Annotated in this window: 21 protein-coding genes; 16 read left to right on the forward strand and 5 right to left on the reverse strand. The window is 49.9% G+C overall.

What is annotated here, in order from left to right; translation table 11 throughout:
* Positions 1–204: 204 nt before the first annotated feature.
* Positions 205–345 carry a hypothetical protein gene (locus tag A3842_RS32805; RefSeq protein ID WP_167374650.1) on the forward strand — a complete coding sequence of 47 codons (141 nt, stop codon included), beginning with the start codon at positions 205–207 and terminating at the stop codon, positions 343–345.
* 108 nt (positions 346–453) lie between these two features.
* On the opposite strand, the gene A3842_RS33545 is transcribed toward A3842_RS32805, so the two are convergent.
* On the reverse strand, positions 454–693 hold the full coding sequence (locus A3842_RS33545) for a hypothetical protein (protein ID WP_074086218.1): 240 nt from the start codon (positions 691–693) through the stop codon (positions 454–456).
* Positions 694–830: 137 nt separating this feature from the next.
* On the opposite strand from A3842_RS33545, the gene A3842_RS30535 reads away from it, so the two are divergent.
* Positions 831–1,496, forward strand: coding sequence for a hypothetical protein (locus A3842_RS30535; protein WP_074103829.1), 666 nt, complete (start codon positions 831–833; stop codon positions 1,494–1,496).
* On the opposite strand, the gene A3842_RS30540 is transcribed toward A3842_RS30535, so the two are convergent.
* A complete protein-coding gene (locus tag A3842_RS30540) occupies positions 1,486–3,216 on the reverse strand; it encodes an alpha-amylase family glycosyl hydrolase (protein ID WP_074103830.1) in 1,731 nt (576 codons plus the stop codon). The genes A3842_RS30535 and A3842_RS30540 overlap by 11 nt on opposite strands.
* A gap of 376 nt (positions 3,217–3,592) precedes the next feature.
* On the opposite strand from A3842_RS30540, the gene A3842_RS30545 reads away from it, so the two are divergent.
* From A3842_RS30545 to A3842_RS30575, 7 genes are all read left to right on the forward strand, one after another.
* Positions 3,593–4,600: an ABC transporter substrate-binding protein gene (locus A3842_RS30545; RefSeq protein ID WP_074103831.1), complete on the forward strand. Its 1,008-nt coding sequence runs from the start codon at positions 3,593–3,595 to the stop codon at positions 4,598–4,600.
* An 80-nt stretch (positions 4,601–4,680) separates the two neighbouring features.
* A complete protein-coding gene (locus A3842_RS30550) occupies positions 4,681–5,460 on the forward strand; it encodes an ABC transporter ATP-binding protein (RefSeq protein WP_074103832.1) in 780 nt (259 codons plus the stop codon).
* Positions 5,457–6,293: an ABC transporter permease gene (locus tag A3842_RS30555; protein WP_074086223.1), complete on the forward strand. Its 837-nt coding sequence runs from the start codon at positions 5,457–5,459 to the stop codon at positions 6,291–6,293. Before A3842_RS30550 ends, A3842_RS30555 begins: the two co-directional genes overlap by 4 nt.
* Before the next feature lie 161 nt (positions 6,294–6,454).
* Positions 6,455–7,432 carry an aromatic acid exporter family protein gene (locus A3842_RS30560; protein ID WP_074103833.1) on the forward strand — a complete coding sequence of 326 codons (978 nt, stop codon included), beginning with the start codon at positions 6,455–6,457 and terminating at the stop codon, positions 7,430–7,432.
* A 211-nt stretch (positions 7,433–7,643) separates the two neighbouring features.
* On the forward strand, positions 7,644–8,666 hold the full coding sequence (locus tag A3842_RS30565; protein WP_074086225.1) for an HD-GYP domain-containing protein: 1,023 nt from the start codon (positions 7,644–7,646) through the stop codon (positions 8,664–8,666).
* Between the two features lie 279 nt (positions 8,667–8,945).
* Positions 8,946–9,503, forward strand: coding sequence for an outer spore coat protein CotE (locus A3842_RS30570; RefSeq protein ID WP_074086226.1), 558 nt, complete (start codon positions 8,946–8,948; stop codon positions 9,501–9,503).
* 182 nt (positions 9,504–9,685) lie between these two features.
* Positions 9,686–11,023, forward strand: coding sequence for a putative amidoligase domain-containing protein (locus A3842_RS30575; protein ID WP_074103834.1), 1,338 nt, complete (start codon positions 9,686–9,688; stop codon positions 11,021–11,023).
* Positions 11,024–11,147: 124 nt separating this feature from the next.
* Here the strand turns inward: A3842_RS30575 and A3842_RS30580 are convergent, their stop codons facing one another.
* Positions 11,148–11,945, reverse strand: a complete 798-nt coding sequence (locus A3842_RS30580; protein ID WP_074086228.1) for a GNAT family N-acetyltransferase — start codon at positions 11,943–11,945, stop codon at positions 11,148–11,150.
* Between the two features lie 30 nt (positions 11,946–11,975).
* Here A3842_RS30580 and A3842_RS32275 point away from each other — a divergent pair, with 30 nt between their 5' ends.
* The 5 genes from A3842_RS32275 to miaA all read left to right on the forward strand — a co-directional run bounded on the left by A3842_RS32275 (position 11,976) and on the right by miaA (position 19,079).
* On the forward strand, positions 11,976–12,236 hold the full coding sequence (locus tag A3842_RS32275; protein WP_143186415.1) for a hypothetical protein: 261 nt from the start codon (positions 11,976–11,978) through the stop codon (positions 12,234–12,236).
* 35 nt (positions 12,237–12,271) lie between these two features.
* On the forward strand, positions 12,272–15,118 hold the full coding sequence (gene mutS / locus A3842_RS30585) for a DNA mismatch repair protein MutS (RefSeq protein WP_074103835.1): 2,847 nt from the start codon (positions 12,272–12,274) through the stop codon (positions 15,116–15,118).
* 92 nt (positions 15,119–15,210) lie between these two features.
* A complete protein-coding gene (mutL, locus tag A3842_RS30590) occupies positions 15,211–17,313 on the forward strand; it encodes a DNA mismatch repair endonuclease MutL (RefSeq protein WP_074103836.1) in 2,103 nt (700 codons plus the stop codon).
* A gap of 40 nt (positions 17,314–17,353) precedes the next feature.
* Complete coding sequence (locus A3842_RS30595; protein WP_074086231.1) at positions 17,354–18,133, forward strand: class I SAM-dependent methyltransferase; 780 nt, start codon at positions 17,354–17,356, stop codon at positions 18,131–18,133.
* Positions 18,123–19,079 carry a tRNA (adenosine(37)-N6)-dimethylallyltransferase MiaA gene (gene miaA / locus A3842_RS30600; protein ID WP_074103837.1) on the forward strand — a complete coding sequence of 319 codons (957 nt, stop codon included), beginning with the start codon at positions 18,123–18,125 and terminating at the stop codon, positions 19,077–19,079. Before A3842_RS30595 ends, miaA begins: the two co-directional genes overlap by 11 nt.
* A gap of 499 nt (positions 19,080–19,578) precedes the next feature.
* Here the strand turns inward: miaA and A3842_RS33825 are convergent, their stop codons facing one another.
* Positions 19,579–19,734, reverse strand: a complete 156-nt coding sequence (locus A3842_RS33825) for a hypothetical protein (protein ID WP_178382028.1) — start codon at positions 19,732–19,734, stop codon at positions 19,579–19,581.
* 158 nt (positions 19,735–19,892) lie between these two features.
* On the opposite strand from A3842_RS33825, the gene A3842_RS33550 reads away from it, so the two are divergent.
* A complete protein-coding gene (locus A3842_RS33550) occupies positions 19,893–20,015 on the forward strand; it encodes an HNH endonuclease (protein WP_256701947.1) in 123 nt (40 codons plus the stop codon).
* 365 nt (positions 20,016–20,380) lie between these two features.
* Here the strand turns inward: A3842_RS33550 and A3842_RS30610 are convergent, their stop codons facing one another.
* The gene (locus tag A3842_RS30610) at positions 20,381–20,770 is read right to left on the reverse strand and encodes a hypothetical protein (RefSeq protein WP_074103838.1); all 390 of its coding nucleotides are present in this window, start codon (positions 20,768–20,770) and stop codon (positions 20,381–20,383) included.
* Between the two features lie 778 nt (positions 20,771–21,548).
* Here A3842_RS30610 and A3842_RS33830 point away from each other — a divergent pair.
* Positions 21,549–21,628 (forward strand): DUF6713 family protein (locus A3842_RS33830; RefSeq protein ID WP_371916034.1); only part of this gene is annotated, 80 nt, incomplete at its 3' end.

Consider the following 21,628-nt stretch of genomic DNA (forward strand, 5'->3'; position numbering starts at 1 on the left):
CAGCTACCACATCTCCGGGCATATTGAATGGTTTTGGATTCTGCGACTCAATATATAGTAATTTTATTTTTTACAAGGTTTTTTTGCATTTTGAGGCCGGGTTTAAGGAAACGGGGTCCCGGTTAAATAGGAGTTACAGGAGATCAGGAAATGATTTCCTCTCCGATATAGCTGTATAGGAATCCAAACAAAGGAGCGATTGACATGTCCATTGACCGTTTTATTATAAAAAAACTGGACAGCTGTCACGAAGAGCATACCCGGCGCAACCTAGTGAAGCTGTTCAAGCTGCGGATTCAGAAAGCCGAAAAACAAGAGAAAACCAATCTCCATCGGATCAGTTAGTCTCACGTTTCTCTCATAATAAATACTGCCCAATATATTCAGCAGAGCATGTTCCTTGGATAAGGAATGTGCTCTTTTTCTTTAATGTATACAAAAAAAATCCCTCTATTAATAGAGGGATAATGCCAATGAATCATTTTCACTGTAACTGTGCAATATAGCTTCAGAGCCTTTAATTTCGATACTAATCAGAGAATTCAAACATTTCTGCAGGGCGCTTTTGCCCTTTTGAATTTTGAGTTCCAGCGTACTGTTAAGCAGTCGAAGTACTTTTTGGGTGGGCTGTTTGTTTTCTGTAGTGAAGTACACAGGTACAATCTTGTTCTGAAAACTGATGAGCATTCTCATTGAAATCACCTCGCTACAAGTATTTCATGTTATTGATCATACCCTTACTTTCTTAATTTTACCTTAAAATTAGCTTATGATAACATAAAGATTACAAGTTTTATAGCTTAAGCCTTTTCCGGGAAGGAAACATTGATGTGAATAACCATGATACGTTATATTTAGCGCATTTTCTGTTCCCTGATACATCGGGTGATAAAAGAGTTAAGGAGGTGCTGCAAAAGGGAGTCTTAGCGGACAGGATATGCCGTTTGGAATTTAGCGAAGGGGATTACGTACAGGATTTATGCCTGCTGGCCTACAAGGACAAAGTGCATTTATCCTATCTAAAAGACCCCGATGCCTTCAGCTATGAGCTCAAGACACCGGAAGAAATTAAACGAGCTTGCTATTATCTGATGAACTGCTTTCAACAGACAGCTGACATGGGTCAGGAAAACCCTGCGCTGTTGATGTCAAGACGCAAGTATGAGGAGCTGCAAAGACAAGCGGCCACCTGTACATTGTATTTTTTGTCTGAGCGATTGGCTGCAGAGACAGGTGATGTTGTCCATTCTCCCTTGTTGGCTAAGGCAATGAAAAATCCCACCGCCACCAGTGAGCTTAGGTTCTGCACACGGACAAAAGGTGGCTGGTCTTTTGAACGGGCTTCCTATCTTGAGGATATTGCCGATAGCTGGCTGATTCGGATCAGTTCCAGGGTTTCGGAGGACTGGCTGATTGCTGCACCGTTCACCAGACCACAGGTATGCTCTGCATTACATAAGTGGTTAGTTAGGCCATCACAAATATCTACTCCATAATGACAGTAGTATAGGGTGGAATTGTGAGTGTCGCCTGATCCAAACGGGCTGTGCCAGGAATAACTTTGATAATCTTCAGATACGGGTGTTTGCCGGTTCCCGGACGGATCGTGATGGACAACGATTCACCCGTCAGGTTATGGGCAACCAAGATTTGCTGTCCTGAAGTAATCCGCTCGTAAGCCATAACTCCTGCATTCCCAGAAGGATAATCACGGATGTCTCCGTCCCGCAGCGCCGGAATCTCACCCCGAATTGAAATGAGCTGCCGGTATCGTTCGAGCAATGAGTCGCTGCTATTCAGCTGACTTGCTACATTAACACCGGATTTATCATCGTTGTTGCTTCCCGGTTCCCAAGTGGTTTGTCCATTGGCCGGTTGGCCTGCTGTCCAGCGCATGGGTTCCCGGATACCTTCGTCCGGTTTGACACCAAGCATTCCAATCTCTTCACCATAGTATATAAAAGGATTGCCAGGCAGGGTCAGCAGCATTGACGCAGCCATTTTTGCATGCTGAGGCTGGTTCTGCAGCTGGCTCATTACTCTGTTCTGGTCATGGTTGGTCAGAAAGGTTGCGTCTGTGAAAGCATTACCCGAGAGCTGGGAATATAGCTTATAGGTCCGTTCAAGTGTAAAGGCTACGCCGCTGTCTTTCTCTGTTTTGGCAGAATTTATCAAGGATTCAGCCAACCCGAAATTAAACCCTGAATTGAATGCATGATCCAGATAAGCTCCCACGGAAACTGCGGAATTCTCCCACACCTCACCCACGATATAGGCCTCCGGATTCACTTTACTCATGGACTGACGGAATTCCTGCCACCAGGCAACGTTTTTTGCCGTTGTAGCTGCACTTTTATCAGATAGCAGATCCTCATATATGTGTTTTGCAGCATCCAGACGGAAACCGTCCACCCCTTGCTTCAGCCAAAACGTTCCGATATCTTTCATCTCGCTCCGGACTTGCGGATTATCGAAATTCAGATCCGGCATACCGTCCCAGAAGGTACCCATGTAATGGCTGCCTAAGAGAGGATGCCACGGATTGCCGCTGCCCGCCGCACTTGTTCCGCTTACAGGACGATGCTGGTCCTCCGCCCAAACATACCAATTCCGGTATTTTCCGTCCTTATTTTTGGCGGAGTCCACGAACCATGGATGCATTCTGGAGGTATGATTGACTACCAGATCCATAATGACCTTTATTCCACGCTTGTGCGCTTCTGTGAGCAGATTCTGCATATCCTCTATAGTTCCGTAATCGGGGTTGATGCTTCGGTAGTCTGTAACATCATAACCGTGATAGCTGGGGGATGGATTTATCGGCATTAGCCAGATGCCCCCGATTCCGAGATCGTCTTTTGTCGCAGGATTACCGTCATTGAGATAGTCAAGCTTCTCGGTGATTCCCTTAAGATCGCCAATACCGTCACCATCAGAGTCATAGAAGGAACGGACAAAAATTTCATAAAAAACCGTAGAGGGCTGTTCATCAACCGCCGCAGCGGAGGTAACGGATGAATTGGATGGGGAAGCTGGTGAAGCGGATAAGGAGCGGGGGGAAGCAGATGGCACATTCGAAGCTAAATTAGAGGGTGAGGTACCGGCTTCAGAGGCTCTGCCTCCTGAACATCCGGCAAGCAAAGCGGCAGAGAGGCCCGAGATGGCAACCACAGACAGAAGGCGCCGAGCATCGGCACGTTTACATAAATGAAACATGATAGGATTCCCCTTCCAAACGGATAACAACTTTAATATGTATTCAAGTAAGCGCTTTACTAATATATTAGTTTAAAAATCGTTTAAGGTAAAACGTTTGCACTCAATAAAAACGATTGAATAACTAGTAATCACTTGAATGTGAAGCAATTAAGCTGAACTATCTATGATTATCTCTTTATTTTCCCGGTTATCACAGTTTATGTAATGATTTTGAAGGATCATCGAAAACGAACACTTGAGTATACACAGCAAAATGCTTATAAAACCGCTTGAATGTAGTGCAAACGTTGCACACTATGTCAGTTAACCATTCTTTAGGCAGGTGCATATGCTTAAGCAAGGGCGAAGACCCTGGAGGAAAGGGGAATGACGGATGAATATCAGGAAAAAAATTCCATTGTCGCTCATGATCATCACTTTATGTTTTTCTGTGCTCGCCGGATGTGGAGGAGACTCTGCTGAAGTGAAAGTTAAGGTCGGTGAAGTTACCCGTTCGGTATTTTATGCACCTGAATATGTGGCATTGTCGCAGAATTTTTTCAAAGATGAAGGGCTGGCGGTAGAGCTGCAGACGATTCCGGGCGGAGATAAAACCATGACTGCTCTGCTGTCCGGGGCTATTGATATAGCGCTCGTAGGATCTGAAACTTCAATATATGTCTTTCAGCAGGGAGCGAATGATCCTGTCATTAATTTCGCCCAATTGACACAGAGGGACGGCACATTCCTGTTCGCGCGTAAGCCGGATGCGGATTTCAAATGGGACAAATTGAAGGGGAGTACATTCCTGGGCCAAAGAAAAGGCGGAATGCCACAAATGGCAGGTGCATTTACGCTGATGCAGAAGGGAATTGATTCCGGGAAGGACCTCACCCTGATTCAAAATATTGATTTTGCCAATATTGCCGGGGCTTTCGCCTCAGGTACGGGAGATTATGTTCAGCTCTTTGAACCAACGGCCTCCATATTTGAGCGTGAGAAGCGTGGCGGGGTGGTAGCTTCCTTTGGATTGGAAAGCGGCTATCTGCCTTATACGGTTTTTATGTCCAAACAAAGTTATATCAGCAAAAACAGCGATACGGTACAGAAATACACGAACGCGATCCAGCGTGCCCAGCTTTGGGTGAAGGCGCACAGCCCGGAGGAAATTGCCGATGCGATCCTGCCTTACTTTGAAAAAACAGACCGGGATATTGTGATTTCTTCGGTCAAGCGCTACAAGGAACAGGATACTTACGCTGTGAATCCGGTCATCGACGATAAAGAATGGAATAATCTGCTGGACGTTATGGACAACGCCGGTGAATTGAAGGAGCGGGTTCCGGCAGCCAAAATCGTCAACAACAGTTTTGCCGAAAAAGCTGAAGCCAGCGTGAAGTGATTCGAGAATGCATCCGAAGTGAGTTTTGTACGAAGGAGATCAGAGTAGCTGATGCTAACAAAACTTTTAGGAGGGGTGATATGCTTCCCATTGTGCAGTTAAAGGAAGTGACGCATGCCTATTTGGGGGACCGCGAGGCGTCGCTTGCCATCGAGAACTTCAGTCTGAATGTGGAAGCGGGTGAATTTGTCAGTCTGGTCGGACCCAGCGGCTGCGGTAAAACCACGCTCCTGTCGATCATTGCTGGACTGCTTCAGCCTTCACGCGGGGAAGTGTCCGTGAGCGGACACACGGTCAACGGCCCTTCTCCTGAGGTAGGCTACATGCTGCAGCAGGATTACCTATTTCCCTGGCGGACCATTCTGGATAATGCCCTGCTGGGGCTGGAGCTGACCGGCAATCTCGATGAGAACTCAAGACGGAAAACCATAGAACGGCTTGGTGAAATGGGGCTGGCCGGCAAAGAGCATTCCTACCCGGCTCAGCTGTCAGGAGGGATGCGCCAGCGGGTGGCACTGGTTAGGACCCTTGCTACGGACCCTGGGCTGCTGCTGCTGGATGAGCCCTTCTCCGCGCTGGATTACCAAATTAAGCTGCAACTTGAGGATTTGGTCTCAGAGACTCTTCGCAGCCGCGGAACAACGGCTATTCTGGTTACCCATGATCTGTCAGAGGCGATTGCTGTCAGCAGCCGGGTGGTCCTGCTTCAGCCGAATCCCGGAAAGATCCGCAAGATATTTATCGTGCCTGAAGCGATCAGGCGCACACCTCCGCTATATGCACGGGACTTGCCGGGGTTCGCGGAGCTTTTCCATGAGGTGTGGAAGGAAATGGAGCTTGCAGGGAGGGAAGACTCATGAAATCCGTTGAACAAATTGAATTAGCCGCCTCCCGTGCGTCATGGCTGGAAGAGAAGCATGCTCAGTATCAGAAGAAAAAACGGCGATGGCGCGCCCGGGTGACGGGTGTCCGCGGCAGTCTGCTCGTGCTGTTCTTTGTTCTTTGGGAAGCAGGGGCACGGCTGGGCTGGCTGGATGAGCTGCTGTTCAGCTACCCCACCAAGGTTTTCAGGCAGATTTGGAGTGATATGGTTAGCGGAAGTCTATGGCCGCATCTGGGCATGACGGTTGGCGAAACGGTTGTCGGCTTTGTGCTGGGGACACTTCTAGGCACACTTCTTGCCATCGTGATCTGGTGGTCGCCTTTTTTATCGGCAGTGCTTGATCCGTATATGGTTGTATTTAATAGTATGCCGAAGGTCGCGCTGGGGCCGATTTTCATCGTAATGTTCGGTGCAGGCTTTACGGCGATAGTGGTAACAACGTTGTCAATCACGGTAATAATTACAACACTTGTGGTGTATAACAGCTTTTGCAGCGTGGACCCGAATCTGGTGAAGGTGGCAAAGTCGTTTGGGGCCTCGCGGGTACAGATATTCAGCAAGGTGATCCTGCCGGCTTCCTTCCCCACGGTCGTATCCACGCTCAAGGTGAATGTGGGCATGTCTTGGGTAGGTGTCATTGTTGGCGAGTTTTTGGTGGCTAAATCCGGTCTTGGGTATCTGATTATCTACGGTTTTCAGGTGTTCAATTTCACACTTGTGATGTCCAGTCTGCTGATTATTGCCGCTGTGGCCACTGCCATGTATCAACTGGTGGTATATGTGGAGAAGCTGATTTTGTCACGACGGTGAAAAATATGTCATATTGTGCAGCTTCGCAAAATCTTGTACCATGTCTATATCTTCACTTGAAACTTATAGTTAACATAATAAGCTGGCGTTCCCGGGTAATGCATCGAATGATTCTAAACTGGAACTGCTTGACTTACAAGATCGCAAGGAGAGGTATTTTCATGGGATTTCGAGTTATCAAAACAGCGGCTGCTACACTGCTGTCGATCCTGCTGGCAGCCGCTGTGGGCATCCCGAATGCGCAAAGTGCGGGTCTGCTCGCGATTCTGGGTGTGGAAACGACACGCAAAAGAAGTCTGCGTACGATCACAGCGCGGTTTCTGGCATCGCTGGTGGGACTTTTTTTCGGCTGTATTTTGTTTTTCTTCCTGGGATTCCATTATTGGGTGCTCGGGATGTATGTACTCATCGGGTTCCCGATGATCGTAAAATCCGGCTACAAGGAGGGGATTGTTACCAGCTCTGTTATCGTATTCCGGGTATTTGGACAAGCTGAGTTGTCGGTACATGTACTGCTGCAGCAGATTGAGCTCTTGTTCATCGGCCTTGGATCTGCCGGATTGATTAATTTGATTTATATGCCTCAGACCGGAAGTGTCATTGCTGCCATCCGTAAAGAGGTGGACGGCTACTTCTCGGTTATTTTTACACAGATGGCTCGTACACTCCGTGACCCGGGATATCTCTGGGACGGTAAGGAACTGATCGGTGCGAATGAAGCGGTACAGCGGGGGCTGACAGCAGCCTCCAGAGAAATGGAGAACCATGTGATTCATCCGGATGAAGCCTGGAATGTTTACTTTTATATGCGCAAGGAACAGCTCGAATCGATTCAGAATATGATGCAGCTCCTCTCGCAGGTCTACCGGCAGTTGCCTCACGGGGACATGGTTGCAGATTTGTTCGATCAACTCAGCAATGATGTGTTGGCTGAAGAATATACGGGCCGGACCGAAAAACTGCTGGAAGTATTGGAGCAGGAATTTCAAAAAATGGATCTGCCGGAAACCCGTGAGGAATTCGAGGTCCGTTCAGCTATTCTGCAGTTATGCCGTGAGCTCTCACTGTATCTGAGTATCGCCAAAAGGTATAAAATGCCGGTTGATATCAAACCGGTGAAACGGCCTAGTTCAGCATAAGGCTGAAGGAAAAATTTAGGTATTCACATTTTGGTACGAAATAACGATAAAAGATATAGGAGCAAAATGCGTGTGCTTATTTAAGGCTGCGTTCAATAGGATTCAGAGCCAGGACATCATAGTATTACAAGCTGAATGGGGCGGCATATATTCCAAATTACAGCAGCTACTTCACATCTTGTGAATAATTCTGCACTGGCAGGTGAGGAAGATGAATAACAGCAACGAACAATATATAGGCAAACAGCTTATAGACAATCTATTTAATCACAACGGTGTCTTTGTATTACCTGCTATGACACTGCTGAGCTCGGAGCATATCCGGCTAATCACCCAGCATCGGATTATTCTCCAGCCGCATGATGTGATTCAGTTGGACAGTGAGGCTTTCTATCAGCTGGCAGTGGATGACTGTACAGAAGCTATGGAGAATATTTTTGAGCAGTTCCGCTATACCAAGAGCAAACGGCTTCCTATGCTGGAGCTAAGAAACGAGGTCATTCCTTTCATCCAGCAAGTCAGTGAGAAGAATGATTTTTTCGGGATATTGGCTGCACTGCAGTCTAAAGATGACTATACATACAGACATAATGTTGCTGTAGGCATATTATCCACACTTCTTGGGAAGTGGCTTAAGCTAAGCCCGGAAGACCTGGGCATGCTGACGATTGCCGCAACCCTTCATGATATCGGCAAAATCATGATTCCGGCCGAAATCCTTACCAAACCGGGGCCTCTAAATGAAGAGGAATTTACCATCATGAAAAAACATACTACGCTCGGCTACGAGATGATCAGAGATACGGTAGGAACGTCGCATATGCAGGCACTCGTGGCACTTCAGCACCACGAAAGAATGGACGGCAGCGGCTATCCGTTCGGGGTGCTGGGACACCGCATTACGGAATTCAGCAAAATCGTAGCCGTCACGGATATATTTCATGCCATGACTTCTGACCGTTATTACCGTTCAGCAGCACCTCTGTATGAAGTCCTTAAGCAAATGGAGGATAACTCATTCGGCAAGCTTGACCCTTATATTTGCAGTGTATTTATCAATAAGCTGATGCAGTCCATGATAGGCAACGACGCACTTCTAACAGACGGACAGATTGGTAAAATTATTATGATTCTGGCGCATGATCCGCTTCGTCCTTTGGTAAATATCGGTGAGGATTTCATTGATCTCAGCAAGCACAGAACCCTTGGAATTGTACGTGTCCTACCGCAATAGAATAGATGAAAAGGACCCCCGCAGAGTATTTGCGGGTTTTTTTTGCGAATTGGAGATATTCAGGAGGCTGCGGGTGAAAACGTATTTTTTCTTTTTTCTTGTGGCGGGAATTCGATTATGTACTCATATCCAGACAAATTTCACAATAAAATGAAGTATAACTCTTCCCGGGCAGCGGCTTGGAGGGCTTACCCAAATTTATTTCTACTCTAACAATCAACAAATGCCCAGAACGTGCATACACTTGATAGTGAATGATTGTATGGAGGAGGTTTAAAGATGTCATTAAGCCATAAACGTCAAACAAGGGAGATCATTACGAAGGCAATTTGCGGCAAAGGTCGTAAGTTCTCTACAGCAACCCATACCGTAACTCCGCCACACCATCCGACGAGTATTCTGGGGGCTTGGATTATCAACCACCAGTACGAAGCGGTTGCCGCCGGGAACGGAATCGAAGTAATTGGTACTTACGATGTGAACATCTGGTACTCGTATGACAAGAACAAGCAGACCGAGGTAGCCAAGGAAACGGTCTCCTATGTGGAACTTATTCCACTGTCATACCTGGATCCCAGACACCGTGCTTCCACGGTCGAGGTTTCTGCGGAGGCAACGCAGGAACCCAATTGTGTGGAAGCGGGCGTTTCTCCAGGAGGAGGAAGTGTGACGCTGCGTGTAGAACGGGAGTTCGAGGCGGAACTGGTGGCTGAGACCAAAGTCCGCGTGTTTGTCACCGATCAAAGCGACGATCCGGAAGACAAGGATTATGACTTTGACGGTGAAAGCTTCGATTATGAGGATCTGGACCCTGACGCCCTGGATGATGAGCTGTAAGGAAGAGGAGCGCCGCCGCCAACTGATTATCGAATGGGTTATGATCCATTATATGTAGTGAGGGCGGCGGCGAGAGGGCGAATGCCCTCCTTTTTTTATTTTATTTATCTGCGTGCAGCAGTTGCAATTTAAAGAGGGATGATGTTGCCTTATTACGGTAGTTTTCAGAAGGAGGCGGAGATATGAATGAAGGTCTTCGGGTCTACCAGAAATTATCTGCTGCCCAGCGGGAAGACAGGCTTCAACGCAGCGGCCTGGAAGCTTTGCTTACACAGGGCGGCAGTTCAGGCACTGGGGAGAATACATATGGAATGGCACCGGGAGAAAATCTTTACAGTCAGTACTATCGGGTCCTTGTATTCAATCTGACGGTTCTTGAAATTCGGCCGCTGGGGACGGGTGCAGCGATGAATCCGGCGTCATTACCTCCTGTAAAAGGTACAGTCACGGCCGGGAGACTGGGAACTTCCGGGATGGATGAAGGAAGGGCAGCCTATCCTGTATCCTCCGGCCACCGGCGCGGTGCGGCGGGGAAATTAAGGGACACCGCGGTAAAGGCGTTGTACTGCCTTGGGCTAGATAGCGGTGAGCTGCTGCTGAAAGCTATGGGTGGCCGCCGCTACAGAGTAGATAAGGTGACTCCGCTTCCGGCAGCCGCCAGCGGGGCATTGCCGGAGCCCTACCGCGCAGCATCGCTGGCGCTGACGCGCTCCCTGGCTCTGGAGCAGCCCGGCCGTCCCGGGCTGCTGCTGGGCATGGACCCGGAGTTCCTCCTGCTCCGGGAATCCACGGGCCGCGTCGTGCCGGCGTCGCGGTACCTGCCCACGGACGGCGTCGCCGGCTGCGACGCCGGACCTCCGGGAACGCGGGGCACGTTCCCGGTCGCCGAGCTGCGCCCTGCGCCGCGCGGGGAACCGCGCGCGCTGCTGGCGCAGCTGATGTCCGCCGCGCGCACGGCGGACCGGCTCATCGCCGACCGCTCGCTGCGCTGGCGGGCGGGAGGCATGCCGCTGGCGGGCTGGGCCCTCGGCGGCCATTTGCACTTCAGCGGCGTGGCGCTGTGCGCGCCGCTCCTGCGCACGCTCGACAACTATCTCGCGCTGCCGCTGATGCTCTTGGAGGACGCCCGTGCAGCGGCACGGCGTCCCAGATACGGGGGGCTCGGCGATTTCCGGCTTCAGCCGCATGGCGGCTTTGAATACCGGACCCTGCCGAGCTTCCTGGTGTCCCCGGTCATCGCGAAGGGGGCGGTCTTCCTGGCTCACCTGATCGTGAGCCGCTATGAAGACCTGAGGCTACGCCCGTTCGACCGGGATGACCTGCACGCCGCCTACTACAGCGGCGACAAGTCCCCGCTGCGCGCTGTGTTCCCCCCGCTTGCAGCGCAGATTCGCGCCTTGCCTGGCTATGGGCAGGCCGCTCGCTATATAGAGCCTCTGTTCAGCAGTATTGCCGCTGAACAGACCTGGGATGAATCACGCGACATCCGCGGGCTTTGGTGCGGCAAAAAGCACCTGTGAACGCTCTGCAAGTGTTCACAGGTGCCCGACAATTTCTTGATTTCAGTGGTATCTGTCTTCTTCTTTCAATAGTCGTCTGTTGTTCTGCCATTTTAGCGTGACCCACCACAGGCTCTAGCTTTTATTAGATGTACAGCATCGTCCAAAACCCAATATCCTGAAAACCAAGTTTGTGATAGATCAGGCCGGCCTGCGGATTGTCGTAGAACAAGCAAGGCGTTTTGCCTTCTGTCTTCATGTCGGTACATAAACGGGCCACCACCTGGCTGGCTAATCCTTGTCCTCTGAATGCGGGGTGGGTGGCAACGGCCACGATCATCGCTGACATGGAGCTTTCCGCTGAGGTGGAGGCCGTAGCAATCACCTGGCCATTCTGTTCGATATAATAGGTCCGGCCTGTGCCGGTCTCCAGTGTTTTTCGCAGACTTTTGCGCGAATCGTCCGGGTTACTTATGAATTCCTCAATTTGATCCGTAAGCGAACAGATCGCTTCCACATCGGAAACGGTTGCCTTCTGGATAACATGTGCTGATGCTGCGGCTGTATGTACTGTACTGCTGAGCTTGCGGAGTTCGGCGAACCTCATTTGCTTCTCCGTCCGGATGCTCAAATGTTCGGCAACAGCCCTAACCACCTTCGCAGAACCTGATACCATCTCGAATTTTTGACTCCTCTTCATCAGCGCTGCAAATCCCGCGGCATCGAAGGGGCCGTCCGCATAGGGCAGAAAACTGCCGAAAAACCTCAGCAACACGGCGTTAAGCCGGCCATCATTTTCTCTGAACTCACCCCAGAGCTCCATGAAATCCTGTTCAAACCCAAAGTTCTCTACATCTCCAATAATAAACAAATTGATTGCGGGATCGTTGCTTAGCAGCGACATCAACGGCTCCCGGTCGGCCTCACCCAGTTTACGGATCATGCTGATTCCCTCCTCGGATCTATCTATGAAATGTTAAAACGCTTAGAAGTTGAACTCTGGATTATTATTATGGCTTTTGTCCATTTTTGTTTTTTTAAGTTCATCTTCTATAGTGATTTTACTGCATCAGGACTTAAAAGCACACCATTCCAAGCCTTGTGGCCCAAGGATTCCTTTGTTTTCACTGTGGATTACAGCCTGCGGTGCAGATGGAATTTCAGCTCAGGAGCAGAGGCCACAGGTGTAACGAACATGCACAGGGTGACTTTGCCGGGCAAGTTTCTGCTATAATAGAGAACAGTATGATGCAGGTATGGAGGTTGAAGATGGCAAATTATACGCCGATGATACAGCAGTATTTAAAAGTAAAGGAAGGAGCCAAGGACGCTTTCCTTTTCTTCCGTCTGGGCGATTTCTACGAAATGTTCTTTGAGGATGCGATACTGGCCTCCAAGGAGCTTGAGATTACATTAACGGGCCGCGAAGGCGGAGGCGAAGAGCGCATTCCCATGTGCGGAGTGCCTTATCATGCCGCCGAAGGTTACATACAGCGCCTGATTGAAAAAGGCTACAAGGTTGCCATCTGCGAGCAATTGGACGATCCCGCAGTCACCAAGGGGATGGTTCGTCGTGACATCGTCCGCGTAGTGACACCGGGCACGGTAATGGATGGCAAGATCATCTCCGACAAAAATAACAATTACCTCGTCTGTGTAACCGAGGAGGACGGGATGATGGCGCTGGCTGCCTGTGATTTGACCACGGGTGAGCTATATGTCACTTCCGTGCTCGCGGGTGATGAATGGCTGAGGGATGAGATCGGCATCTATGAACCTGCCGAGATTATCGGGGATGCAGCGCTGCTGGACATGCTGCGGAGTGAGGCCTCGCTGCTGGCAAAACCGGTCGTATATACGCCTTGGGAGAAACGCGAAGAGGAGCTGGCGCGCCGTCAGTTCGGCGAAGCCGCCTGGGTGCGCCTGGAGAAGGAGCGGGGCCAGTGCCTTGCGCTGTTGATCTCTTACCTGAGCGAAACCCAGCGGCGTTCTCTGGGCCAGCTGAGCCAGATTTCACCGTACGAGCCGGGTAATTATATGATTCTGGATCCGTTCACCCGGCGCAACCTGGAACTGACCGAAACGGTGCGTGAGCGTTCCAAAAAAGGCTCGCTGCTGTGGCTTCTCGACCGGACCGAAACTTCCATGGGCGCCCGACTGCTGCGCCGCAGAATAGATAAGCCGCTGCTCCAGCGTGCCCCGATTGAGCGCCGGCTGGAGGCAGTCGATTATTTGTACAACCAGTTTATCGTCCGAGAGGATTTGCGCGGAGCGCTGAAAGAGATCTATGATCTGGAACGGCTGGTTGGACGGATCGCCTTTGGCAGCGCCAACGGCCGGGATATGAATGCGCTGAAACTGTCGCTCGCCCAGATTCCCGCGCTGAAGGAAATGTGCCTGGATTCCGGTTCGGCAACTCTGCAGGAGATCGGAGCCAGTATGGATGAATGCGCGGAGCTTCGTGAGGATATCGAATCAGCCATCGTTGAAGATGCGCCGGTATCGGTGCGTGATGGCGGAATGATCCGAACAGGCTACCATGAGCGTCTGGATGAGCTGAGGGAAGCGAGCAGCAGCGGCAAACGCTGGATTGCAGAGCTGGAAGCCAAAGAACGCCTGGCCACGGGCATCAAATCCCTAAAGATCGGATATAACAAAATATTCGGCTATTATATTGAAATTACGCGCTCCAATCTTTCCTCTTTACCGGAAGGCCGGTATGAACGCAAGCAGACGCTGGCAAATGCAGAGCGTTTTGTTACACCTGAACTGAAGGAGAAAGAGGCTCTGATCCTGGAGGCACAGGACAAAATGACTGATCTGGAATACAGTCTGTTCATCGAACTTCGCGACCGGATCGGGGCGCAGATTCCCCGCCTTCAGGCACTAGCCGAGAAGGTGGCCGAGATTGATGTCTACCAATGCCTGGCAGCGGTCAGTGCCGAGCACCGTTTTGTGAAGCCAAAGCTCTCCGACGGTTATGATCTGCGGCTGGAAGGCGGACGCCATCCGGTAGTAGAGGCGGTGTTGAAGGATTCGGCGTTTATTGCCAACGGCAGCACTTTAAGCAAGGCAGAAGGAAATATCCTGCTGATCACCGGCCCGAACATGGCGGGTAAAAGCACCTATATGCGCCAGGTCGCCCTCATCTGCATCCTGGCACAGATCGGCTGCTTTGTGCCAGCCGGCAGTGCTGAGGTACCGCTTATTGACCGCATCTTTACGCGTATCGGTGCAGCGGATGACCTGATCGGCGGCCAGAGCACCTTTATGGTGGAGATGGCTGATATCCAGGTGATGACGGAAAAAGCAACATCGCGCAGCCTAATCATCATAGACGAGCTGGGCCGTGGCACTTCGACCAGTGAGGGGATGGCGATTGCCCAGGCGGTCATCGAATATGTGCATGATACCATTGCCTGCAAGGCCTTGGTCTCCACGCATTTCCATGAGCTGTCCCATCTGGAGCAGAGCCTCTCAGGGCTCCGCAACTATTCAATGGCCGTACAGGAAAGCGGCGATAAAGTGAATTTCCTGCGCAAGCTCGTACCGGGAGCGGCGGACAGCAGCTACGGGATATATTGTGCACGGCTGGCAGGTCTTCCGGAAGGCATTATCGACCGCGCTTACGGCCTTCTTCAGAGCATTGAACAGGCCGCCCCTCCGGGAAGTGTTTCGCTGAATTATGGCTCAGGCTATAATGAACATACCGTGCAGGGTATTCAAGAAAACAAGGTCTTACCTCTGCAGCCAAATGCTGAAGGAGGTCCATCCACGGCAGGGCAAGCCTATTCTTCAGCGCGCAGCGGCAGTGTTCATTCTGGTGGCGGTTCTATCGAAGCTTCAACAGCGGCGGCTCAGCTTGAAACGGCCGTCTCACTTGCTTCTTCCGCAGTTGAAGAGGACAATGAAGTTGTACAGCTCTCTATCTTTGGAGAAGAAGAACCGCGCAAGAACCGCAAAGGCGGGGCTGCAGCGGCGACCGTAAAAGAGAATCCGCTGCTTAAGGAGCTGATCTCCGCCGTTCAGGGGGCTGACCTGATGAATATGACGCCGCTGCAGGCAATGGGCCTGTTGAACGAGTTGAAGATCAAAGCCAAAGAGCTGACCCTATAAGTATCATTGCAGCTCTATTTCAAGGGCCATTTATTTGTTAATTAAGTAATGTAATATATCTATAAAAAGCCTATTCGCGAGGTGAAATGAACATGGCCAAGATTCATGTGCTTGACGAGCATATTGCCAACCAGATCGCTGCCGGGGAAGTGGTCGAACGGCCCGCTTCGGTAGTGAAGGAGCTTGTGGAGAACGCCATCGACGCCGGAAGCACCCGCATAGAAGTGTCGGTGGAGGAGGGCGGACTACAGAGCATCCGGGTGAAGGATAACGGCTCAGGGATTGATCCCGAGGATTGTGAGACTGCCTTCTACCGTCATGCGACAAGTAAGATCCTGAACGGCAGGGATTTGTTTCAAATCACCAGTCTGGGATTCCGCGGGGAAGCTCTGCCCAGTATCGCTTCTGTGTCCAAGCTGTCTTTGCTTACATCAAGCAATGAGGATGGAAAGGGCAGAGCGCTCGATATCGAAGGCGGCAAGCTGATCCGGAATGAGGATGAGCCCTCCGGCAAGGGCAGCGATCTTGCGGTAAGGGAATTATTTTACAATACTCCGGCAAGGCTGAAATATATGAAAAGCGTACAGACGGAGCTGGGCCATATTTCCGACGCGATGTACCGCACGGCACTGGCGCATCCGTCCATCTCCTTCACCCTTCATCACAACGGCAATCAACTGCTGCATACGCTTGGCAACGGGGATCTGCTGCAAGTCATTGCTGCTGTATACGGCACCTCCGCCGCTAAGGCAATGCTGCCGGTTGCTGCGGAAGATCCGGATTACCGGCTCTCCGGTTATGTCAGCCGGCCGGAGTGGACGCGCTCCAACCGCAATGCGGTCACTACCATTGTTGGCGGGCGGTATATCCGCAGCAATGGCCTGAATGCAGCCATTATGCGGGCCTATCATACACTCCTGCCGATCAACCGCTACCCTCTCTTGGTACTGCAGCTTGAGATGCACCCTTCGCTTGTGGACGTCAACGTGCATCCGGCAAAGCTGGAGGTCCGATTCAGTAAAGAAGTGGAGCTCTACGCTTTTGTTGAGCAGGAGATACGTAAGGTATTGCTTGGTCAGAGCCTGATCCCCCGGCCCGGTAGAGAAATGATTGGTTCCAAGGGCAGCAGTTCCTTTATTCAAGAGCAATTTGCTTTTTCGAAGGGAGCTGTTCCGCCACCTCAGGATGGTACAGGCAGCCGCATCGACCAGGACATGGTTAATCCACGCAGCGGTCCTGCTGCTGCAACCGGTACTATAGAATCTGCCCAAGGAGAGCGGCATGGTGGTTCGTCAAGCAGCGAAGGACCGTTAAGCGGCCTCCAGTCCCAGGTTCCCCAGGTCCGTGAGAGCAGCGGCGGCAGCGATGCTCCACTGTTCGGAGGAGCTGCTGGCGGAAGAGAATCACGCTACAGCAATACCTCAGGAACGGGTTTCCAGGCACGGGAAACAGCGACAGCCTATAGTGGCGCCAGCACTCCGCCATCCGTTACGCGTTCGAATGAAGGTGCCGGGGGCTACCGCCAGTTCCCGATGTCGAATGCCACTCGGGGCCAGATGCCCTCCACAGAAGAACTCTATGCTCCGCCCTCCAGTGAAGAGGCTGGTCTTCCGCAGTTTCCGGAGCTGAACTATATCGGCCAGCATCATGGAACCTATGTTATTGCCCAGAATGACAGTGGGCTGTATCTGATTGATCAGCACGCTGCGCATGAACGGGTGAATTACGAATATTATTATGAGAAATTCGGACGTCCCGAAGACGCTTCACAGGAGCTGCTGCTGCCCATTACACTGGAGTTCACACCATCCGAGAGCCGGCAGCTCAGTGAGCGGCTGCACTGGTTCCAGCAGGCCGGAGTGTATCTGGAACACTTTGGAGGCCAGACCTTTCTGGTCCGCTCCCTTCCATATTGGTTCCCGGAAGGGGATGAGAAAGCGGTCATCGAAGAAATGGCGGAGTGGGTACTGAGCGAGCGTACCATTGACCTTGCGAAACTGCGTGAGAAATCATCGATTCTCTGCTCCTGCAAGGCCTCTATCAAAGCAAACCAGAAGCTGACAGAGCATGAAGTGGAATCGCTTCTCTCACGTCTGGCTACTTGCCGTCAGCCCTATACCTGCCCGCATGGGCGGCCGATTGTGGTATCCTTTTCCTCGTATGATTTAGAGAAGCTGTTCAAACGAGTGATGTAATTGAATAATGGAATTTGTTGTGAGCAGGAACGGAGGCAACATGATTATAACAACGGGCTTTGACCCGATCCCGGAAATTGAAATACGGGCCAAGAACCTAGCCATACAAACGGGTACAATCTATGCGCAAAGAGGCAAATTGTCCATGGCCAAGATGGTGGAACGATACGGGGACGGAGAGATTCTGGTAGTTCTGCAGGAGGCAGTGCGGCTGATTACTCCCGGCATGCCGCCGATGGAATTCCATCCCAGCATGGGTTTTGTCCGGGCTAAACGGATTATCCGGGGTGAGCATGATCCGATGCTGGAAGCCGCCGGTATGGTGCCGGGCGACAGTGTGCTGGATTGTACGGCAGGACTGGGCAGCGATTCTCTGCTGTTTGCGGTGCACGGCGGCGAAGAATCCATGGTTACGGCACTAGAGAGCTCCCTGCCGCTTTGTGCGCTGCTTCTCGAAGGCATGAGCCATTATGTTTCGGGACAGGAAAAAGTGAATGCTGCACTCCGACGGGTGCGTGTTGTGCACAGTGATCATTTGGCTTATTTGCGGGAACAGCCGGATCACAGTATCGATATTGTCTATTTTGACCCGATGTTCCGGGTACCGCTGACGGATTCGGCGGCGATATCCCCTCTGCGCCAGTTCGCGAATGCGGCGGCACTGTCACCGGAGAGTGTCGCTGAGGCCGTCAGAGTCGCCCGCAAAACGGTTCTTTTGAAAGAAAAAGCCTTAAGCGGGGAATTCTCCCGGCTTGGTTTTACCGAGCTGCTTCGGGCCAGCGCCAAAACTTCGTACGGGGTGATATCCATTGACAACTGAGACAAAACGGAGGGTTCTGGTGCTGCTTGGCCCGACAGCAGTCGGTAAAACCAGACTTAGCCTTGAAATGGCAGAGGCCTATAATGCTGAGATTATCTCCGGTGATTCGATGCAGGTCTACCGGGGGATGGACATCGGAACAGCCAAAATCAAACCTGAGGAAATGATGGGAATTCCCCATCATCTGATCGATATTCATAATCCTCAGGATTCTTATTCTGCTGCTGAATTTCAGGAACAGGGCGGACGGCTGATCGAAGAGATCAGCCGGAAGGGGAAACTTCCTTTTATTGTAGGCGGCACAGGCTTATATATTGAGTCCCTTTGTTACGGTTTCCGCTTCTCAGAGGCTGTAGCAGACGAAGCATTCCGCAGCGAGCAGGATGCCTTTGCAGAGGCGCATGGAGCTGAGGCGCTGCATGCCCGCCTGGCTGCTGTGGACCCGGTCAGCGCTGCCAGACTGCATCCCAATGACCGCCGCCGGATCATCCGTGCGCTTGAAATTCACCATCAGACAAAGGTCACACTTTCCGAATCCCATGCGGATCAGAAAAAGGAATCCCCGTATGAGCTGTGCCTGATCGGTTTAACAATGGACCGGAAAATACTATATAAACGTATTGAAGACCGAATTGATCAGATGCTGGCGGAAGGACTCGTCACTGAGGTGGAAGGACTGCTGCAACGCGGCTACAGCAAAAGCCTGGTGTCCATGCAGGGATTGGGCTACAAGGAAATTGCCGCATACCTCGCGGGCGAAATGACGTTGGACGAAGCAGTGACACTACTTAAACGCGATACCCGCCGATTCGCCAAAAGACAGTTGTCATGGTTTCGCCACATGAAAGAGATTCAGTGGATCGACGTCGATGAGACCCAAGACTTTTCAGAGAATTTTGCCAAAATCCGTGCTAAAATAGCAGACAAGTTTAATGAAGCATTGTAACTGTTGATAATAAAGGGTTTTTTAGATGTTCTCGAGGGTTGTAAATCACGTAAAATCACATTTCTTGCTAACATTCAGTATCAAGGATGTCTCCAAAGTGAATCTTCACTTTTTCGGAGGCATCTTTTTTTTATTTTTTTCGTGTTTACATGTGTGCCTAAAAATATGAGGTGTGATTCTCCATTGAATCAATGTATACTTCACAATGCTTTGCATTGATTGTTAAGTGTTTTCTGACTGATCGGCCGACCGTTGTCTCTGGAGAAGATGAAGTTCCCGTCAAAAGAATCTGAATTTTGTTGTATAAAACGATATTGTCTAGCGCTTTGAATTTCTTTGAAATCATTAAGCCTGTTGATGATACTCTCATCCAAGGAAAATGTACGAACAGAACCATTCGTCTTGGGAGGAGTAACCTTAGCCCGGTACATATTGTTTTTTTGGGGTATGGAGCATTTTGGTTACCCTGATCTCGTTAGTGTTACAAATATCATGTTTGTTACCGAATTAACGCTATCAAGCTGGGATTTCGAATACTCGCGTCATCAAATAATTTATGAAGTATCTTTTGATACTGTCGAGTGGTAATTTTGTTAATGTTAATTTTCGAAATGTGCTTAAATATCAACAAAAGTGTGACCTCGCGTTGTTCCACCGTGCTCTCTTTAATTTCAGTTTTCGCATAAGCCTCATAATTACGTTCCTGTGGGCTCTGAGAGGGTAAAAGGGGATGATTACGTAGACATCAAGATTGCTGATCCGAATAAGTGGCGCTGGAAGCACCTGATCGTTTGTGAGTAGCACAGCGGCCGCTTGGTTCCGAAGGGACACGCAATCATTTTCGGGGATGGAAATAGGCAGAACTTCGATCCCAATAATTTGATTCTGATTACCCGAGGGCAGCTGGCCATCATGAACAAAAGAGGACGCATCTAAAAGGATCCAGAGCGGTGTGATTCTGGCTGACATTATTCATAAAATCGGTGAAAGAAAGCGGAGCAAGCGTTAGTAGGAGCTTCATGTTATGGAACGAAAAACTCAACTGATTGAAAAGCATCTGCAGGGCGGCAGGATTACCAAACACCAGGCGAATATCGAGCGCGCCTATCTTTAGCTCGAGTCATATGAAGCGTTGCGTGAAAAAAAACGCGTGCCTGCTGCAGGAGAACATGGAGCTACGGAAAAAGCTTAACGGAAGGTGAATAGAGAACCCAAAAGAACCCCTACCTTGAATTGGAGGGGGAATGCACATATTAGAATTGAATAATCTGATGTAGTCTTCAAGTAACTACAAACAGTGCCTAACTTATCGGAAAAACAGCGAAGTTTCCGTTCATACCAGGCTGTGCAATATTGACAGCAAATCCTCGACCTCCGCGGGCTGCTCCTTCAAAACGAAGTGTCAAACGAATTCCTTTATATCCATGATGTTCAATAGCCTTAGCATAGAAGTCTCTAACATAGGGGAATCCATTTTTGTCTGCGAGAGTTACTATCGGCTGTTCGAGTGAATTAGTGATAATGAAAACATCTAAATTGTTTCCATCTGCACCTGCGGCATCGAATTGGATACGGCGTGTTGAAAATGTATTGTCTCGCGGTGAATAATTGCTTTCTGATGTCTGAGGATATGCTGTTTGCGCTGGGTAAGTTGGGTAAGGAAAGTTGTACCCAGATTGATAATAATTCATTTTTCGATTCCTACTTTCATCGTGTTTTTGCGTTCAAAATAGTTATATGCCCAATTTCCTTTTTTTGCCACAAATAACTAGCCACGATGGAATAAACTACATTTATGTTAAAAAAATTTATAGAGTGATATACAAAGACCCCACTACCTTGGCCTTGGCCGGGACGGGGGTCCAATCTTTTACCTTCATTTGATTATACCACGAGAGTGAGGGGAATATCATGGGGAAAAGCGAAAAATTAGAGATCCAACTGGCTTTTTACATCCTCCCGATCGACGAAACAGAGACCTTTTCTATTTGAGCAATAAAGCAAATGAGGAGTCGAGCAAAAGGGAACTCCTGATAAGAGTTTCTGGCTATGCTCCTTCAGTTTTTTACTGCTCGAATGTAAAAAAGTGAGCATAAGAAGCATGGCCGAGATTTATTGATATTGATGGCCCGCAATCGATGCTGATGACTTTGACTTCGATTTCAGGCAATCAGTAAAATGGTCTTGACCAACTTGATCGATCTTGCAGGACAATGGGGCTTGATCCGGTGTTTTGTGATGTGATCAAATTGCGGTACCAGTCGGCGACCGGCATAGAGCCTGTTTTGGTTAAGCGAACCGATGCCGCAGTATAATGGAAGTCATAGTTAAATGAGTTAAGGTTACTCTTTTTAGGCTGACGGGCAGTTTAATGGAACCCTCCATGTTTCGAAACGTAATTATTTTATGATGTGATTAACTCTGAGTATATTCAATAAGTGAGGTGTAACTTTGTCATCAATTTTACTAATGATTTTTTCAATTAATTTTGCTCTCCTACTTTTGCACGAAATGGATGCAATAAGAGCCAAAGAATGGAGAATGTTTAT

Origin of the sequence: Paenibacillus sp. P3E (assembly GCF_001909045.1) — a bacterium.
Taxonomy (GTDB): domain Bacteria; phylum Bacillota; class Bacilli; order Paenibacillales; family Paenibacillaceae; genus Paenibacillus_AQ; species Paenibacillus_AQ helianthi.

Coding starts and splice junctions, on each gene's coding strand:
- A3842_RS32805 (WP_167374650.1), top strand. CDS start 205: ATGTCCATTGACCGTTTTATTATAAAAAAACTGGACAGCTGTCACGAA.
- A3842_RS33545 (WP_074086218.1), bottom strand. CDS start 693: ATGAGAATGCTCATCAGTTTTCAGAACAAGATTGTACCTGTGTACTTC.
- A3842_RS30540 (WP_074103830.1), bottom strand. CDS start 3,216: ATGTTTCATTTATGTAAACGTGCCGATGCTCGGCGCCTTCTGTCTGTG.
- A3842_RS30545 (WP_074103831.1), top strand. CDS start 3,593: ATGAATATCAGGAAAAAAATTCCATTGTCGCTCATGATCATCACTTTA.
- A3842_RS30550 (WP_074103832.1), top strand. CDS start 4,681: ATGCTTCCCATTGTGCAGTTAAAGGAAGTGACGCATGCCTATTTGGGG.
- A3842_RS30555 (WP_074086223.1), top strand. CDS start 5,457: ATGAAATCCGTTGAACAAATTGAATTAGCCGCCTCCCGTGCGTCATGG.
- A3842_RS30560 (WP_074103833.1), top strand. CDS start 6,455: ATGGGATTTCGAGTTATCAAAACAGCGGCTGCTACACTGCTGTCGATC.
- A3842_RS30565 (WP_074086225.1), top strand. CDS start 7,644: ATGAATAACAGCAACGAACAATATATAGGCAAACAGCTTATAGACAAT.
- A3842_RS30570 (WP_074086226.1), top strand. CDS start 8,946: ATGTCATTAAGCCATAAACGTCAAACAAGGGAGATCATTACGAAGGCA.
- A3842_RS30575 (WP_074103834.1), top strand. CDS start 9,686: ATGAATGAAGGTCTTCGGGTCTACCAGAAATTATCTGCTGCCCAGCGG.
- A3842_RS30580 (WP_074086228.1), bottom strand. CDS start 11,945: ATGATCCGTAAACTGGGTGAGGCCGACCGGGAGCCGTTGATGTCGCTG.
- A3842_RS32275 (WP_143186415.1), top strand. CDS start 11,976: ATGTTAAAACGCTTAGAAGTTGAACTCTGGATTATTATTATGGCTTTT.
- mutS (WP_074103835.1), top strand. CDS start 12,272: ATGGCAAATTATACGCCGATGATACAGCAGTATTTAAAAGTAAAGGAA.
- mutL (WP_074103836.1), top strand. CDS start 15,211: ATGGCCAAGATTCATGTGCTTGACGAGCATATTGCCAACCAGATCGCT.
- A3842_RS30595 (WP_074086231.1), top strand. CDS start 17,354: ATGATTATAACAACGGGCTTTGACCCGATCCCGGAAATTGAAATACGG.
- A3842_RS30610 (WP_074103838.1), bottom strand. CDS start 20,770: ATGAATTATTATCAATCTGGGTACAACTTTCCTTACCCAACTTACCCA.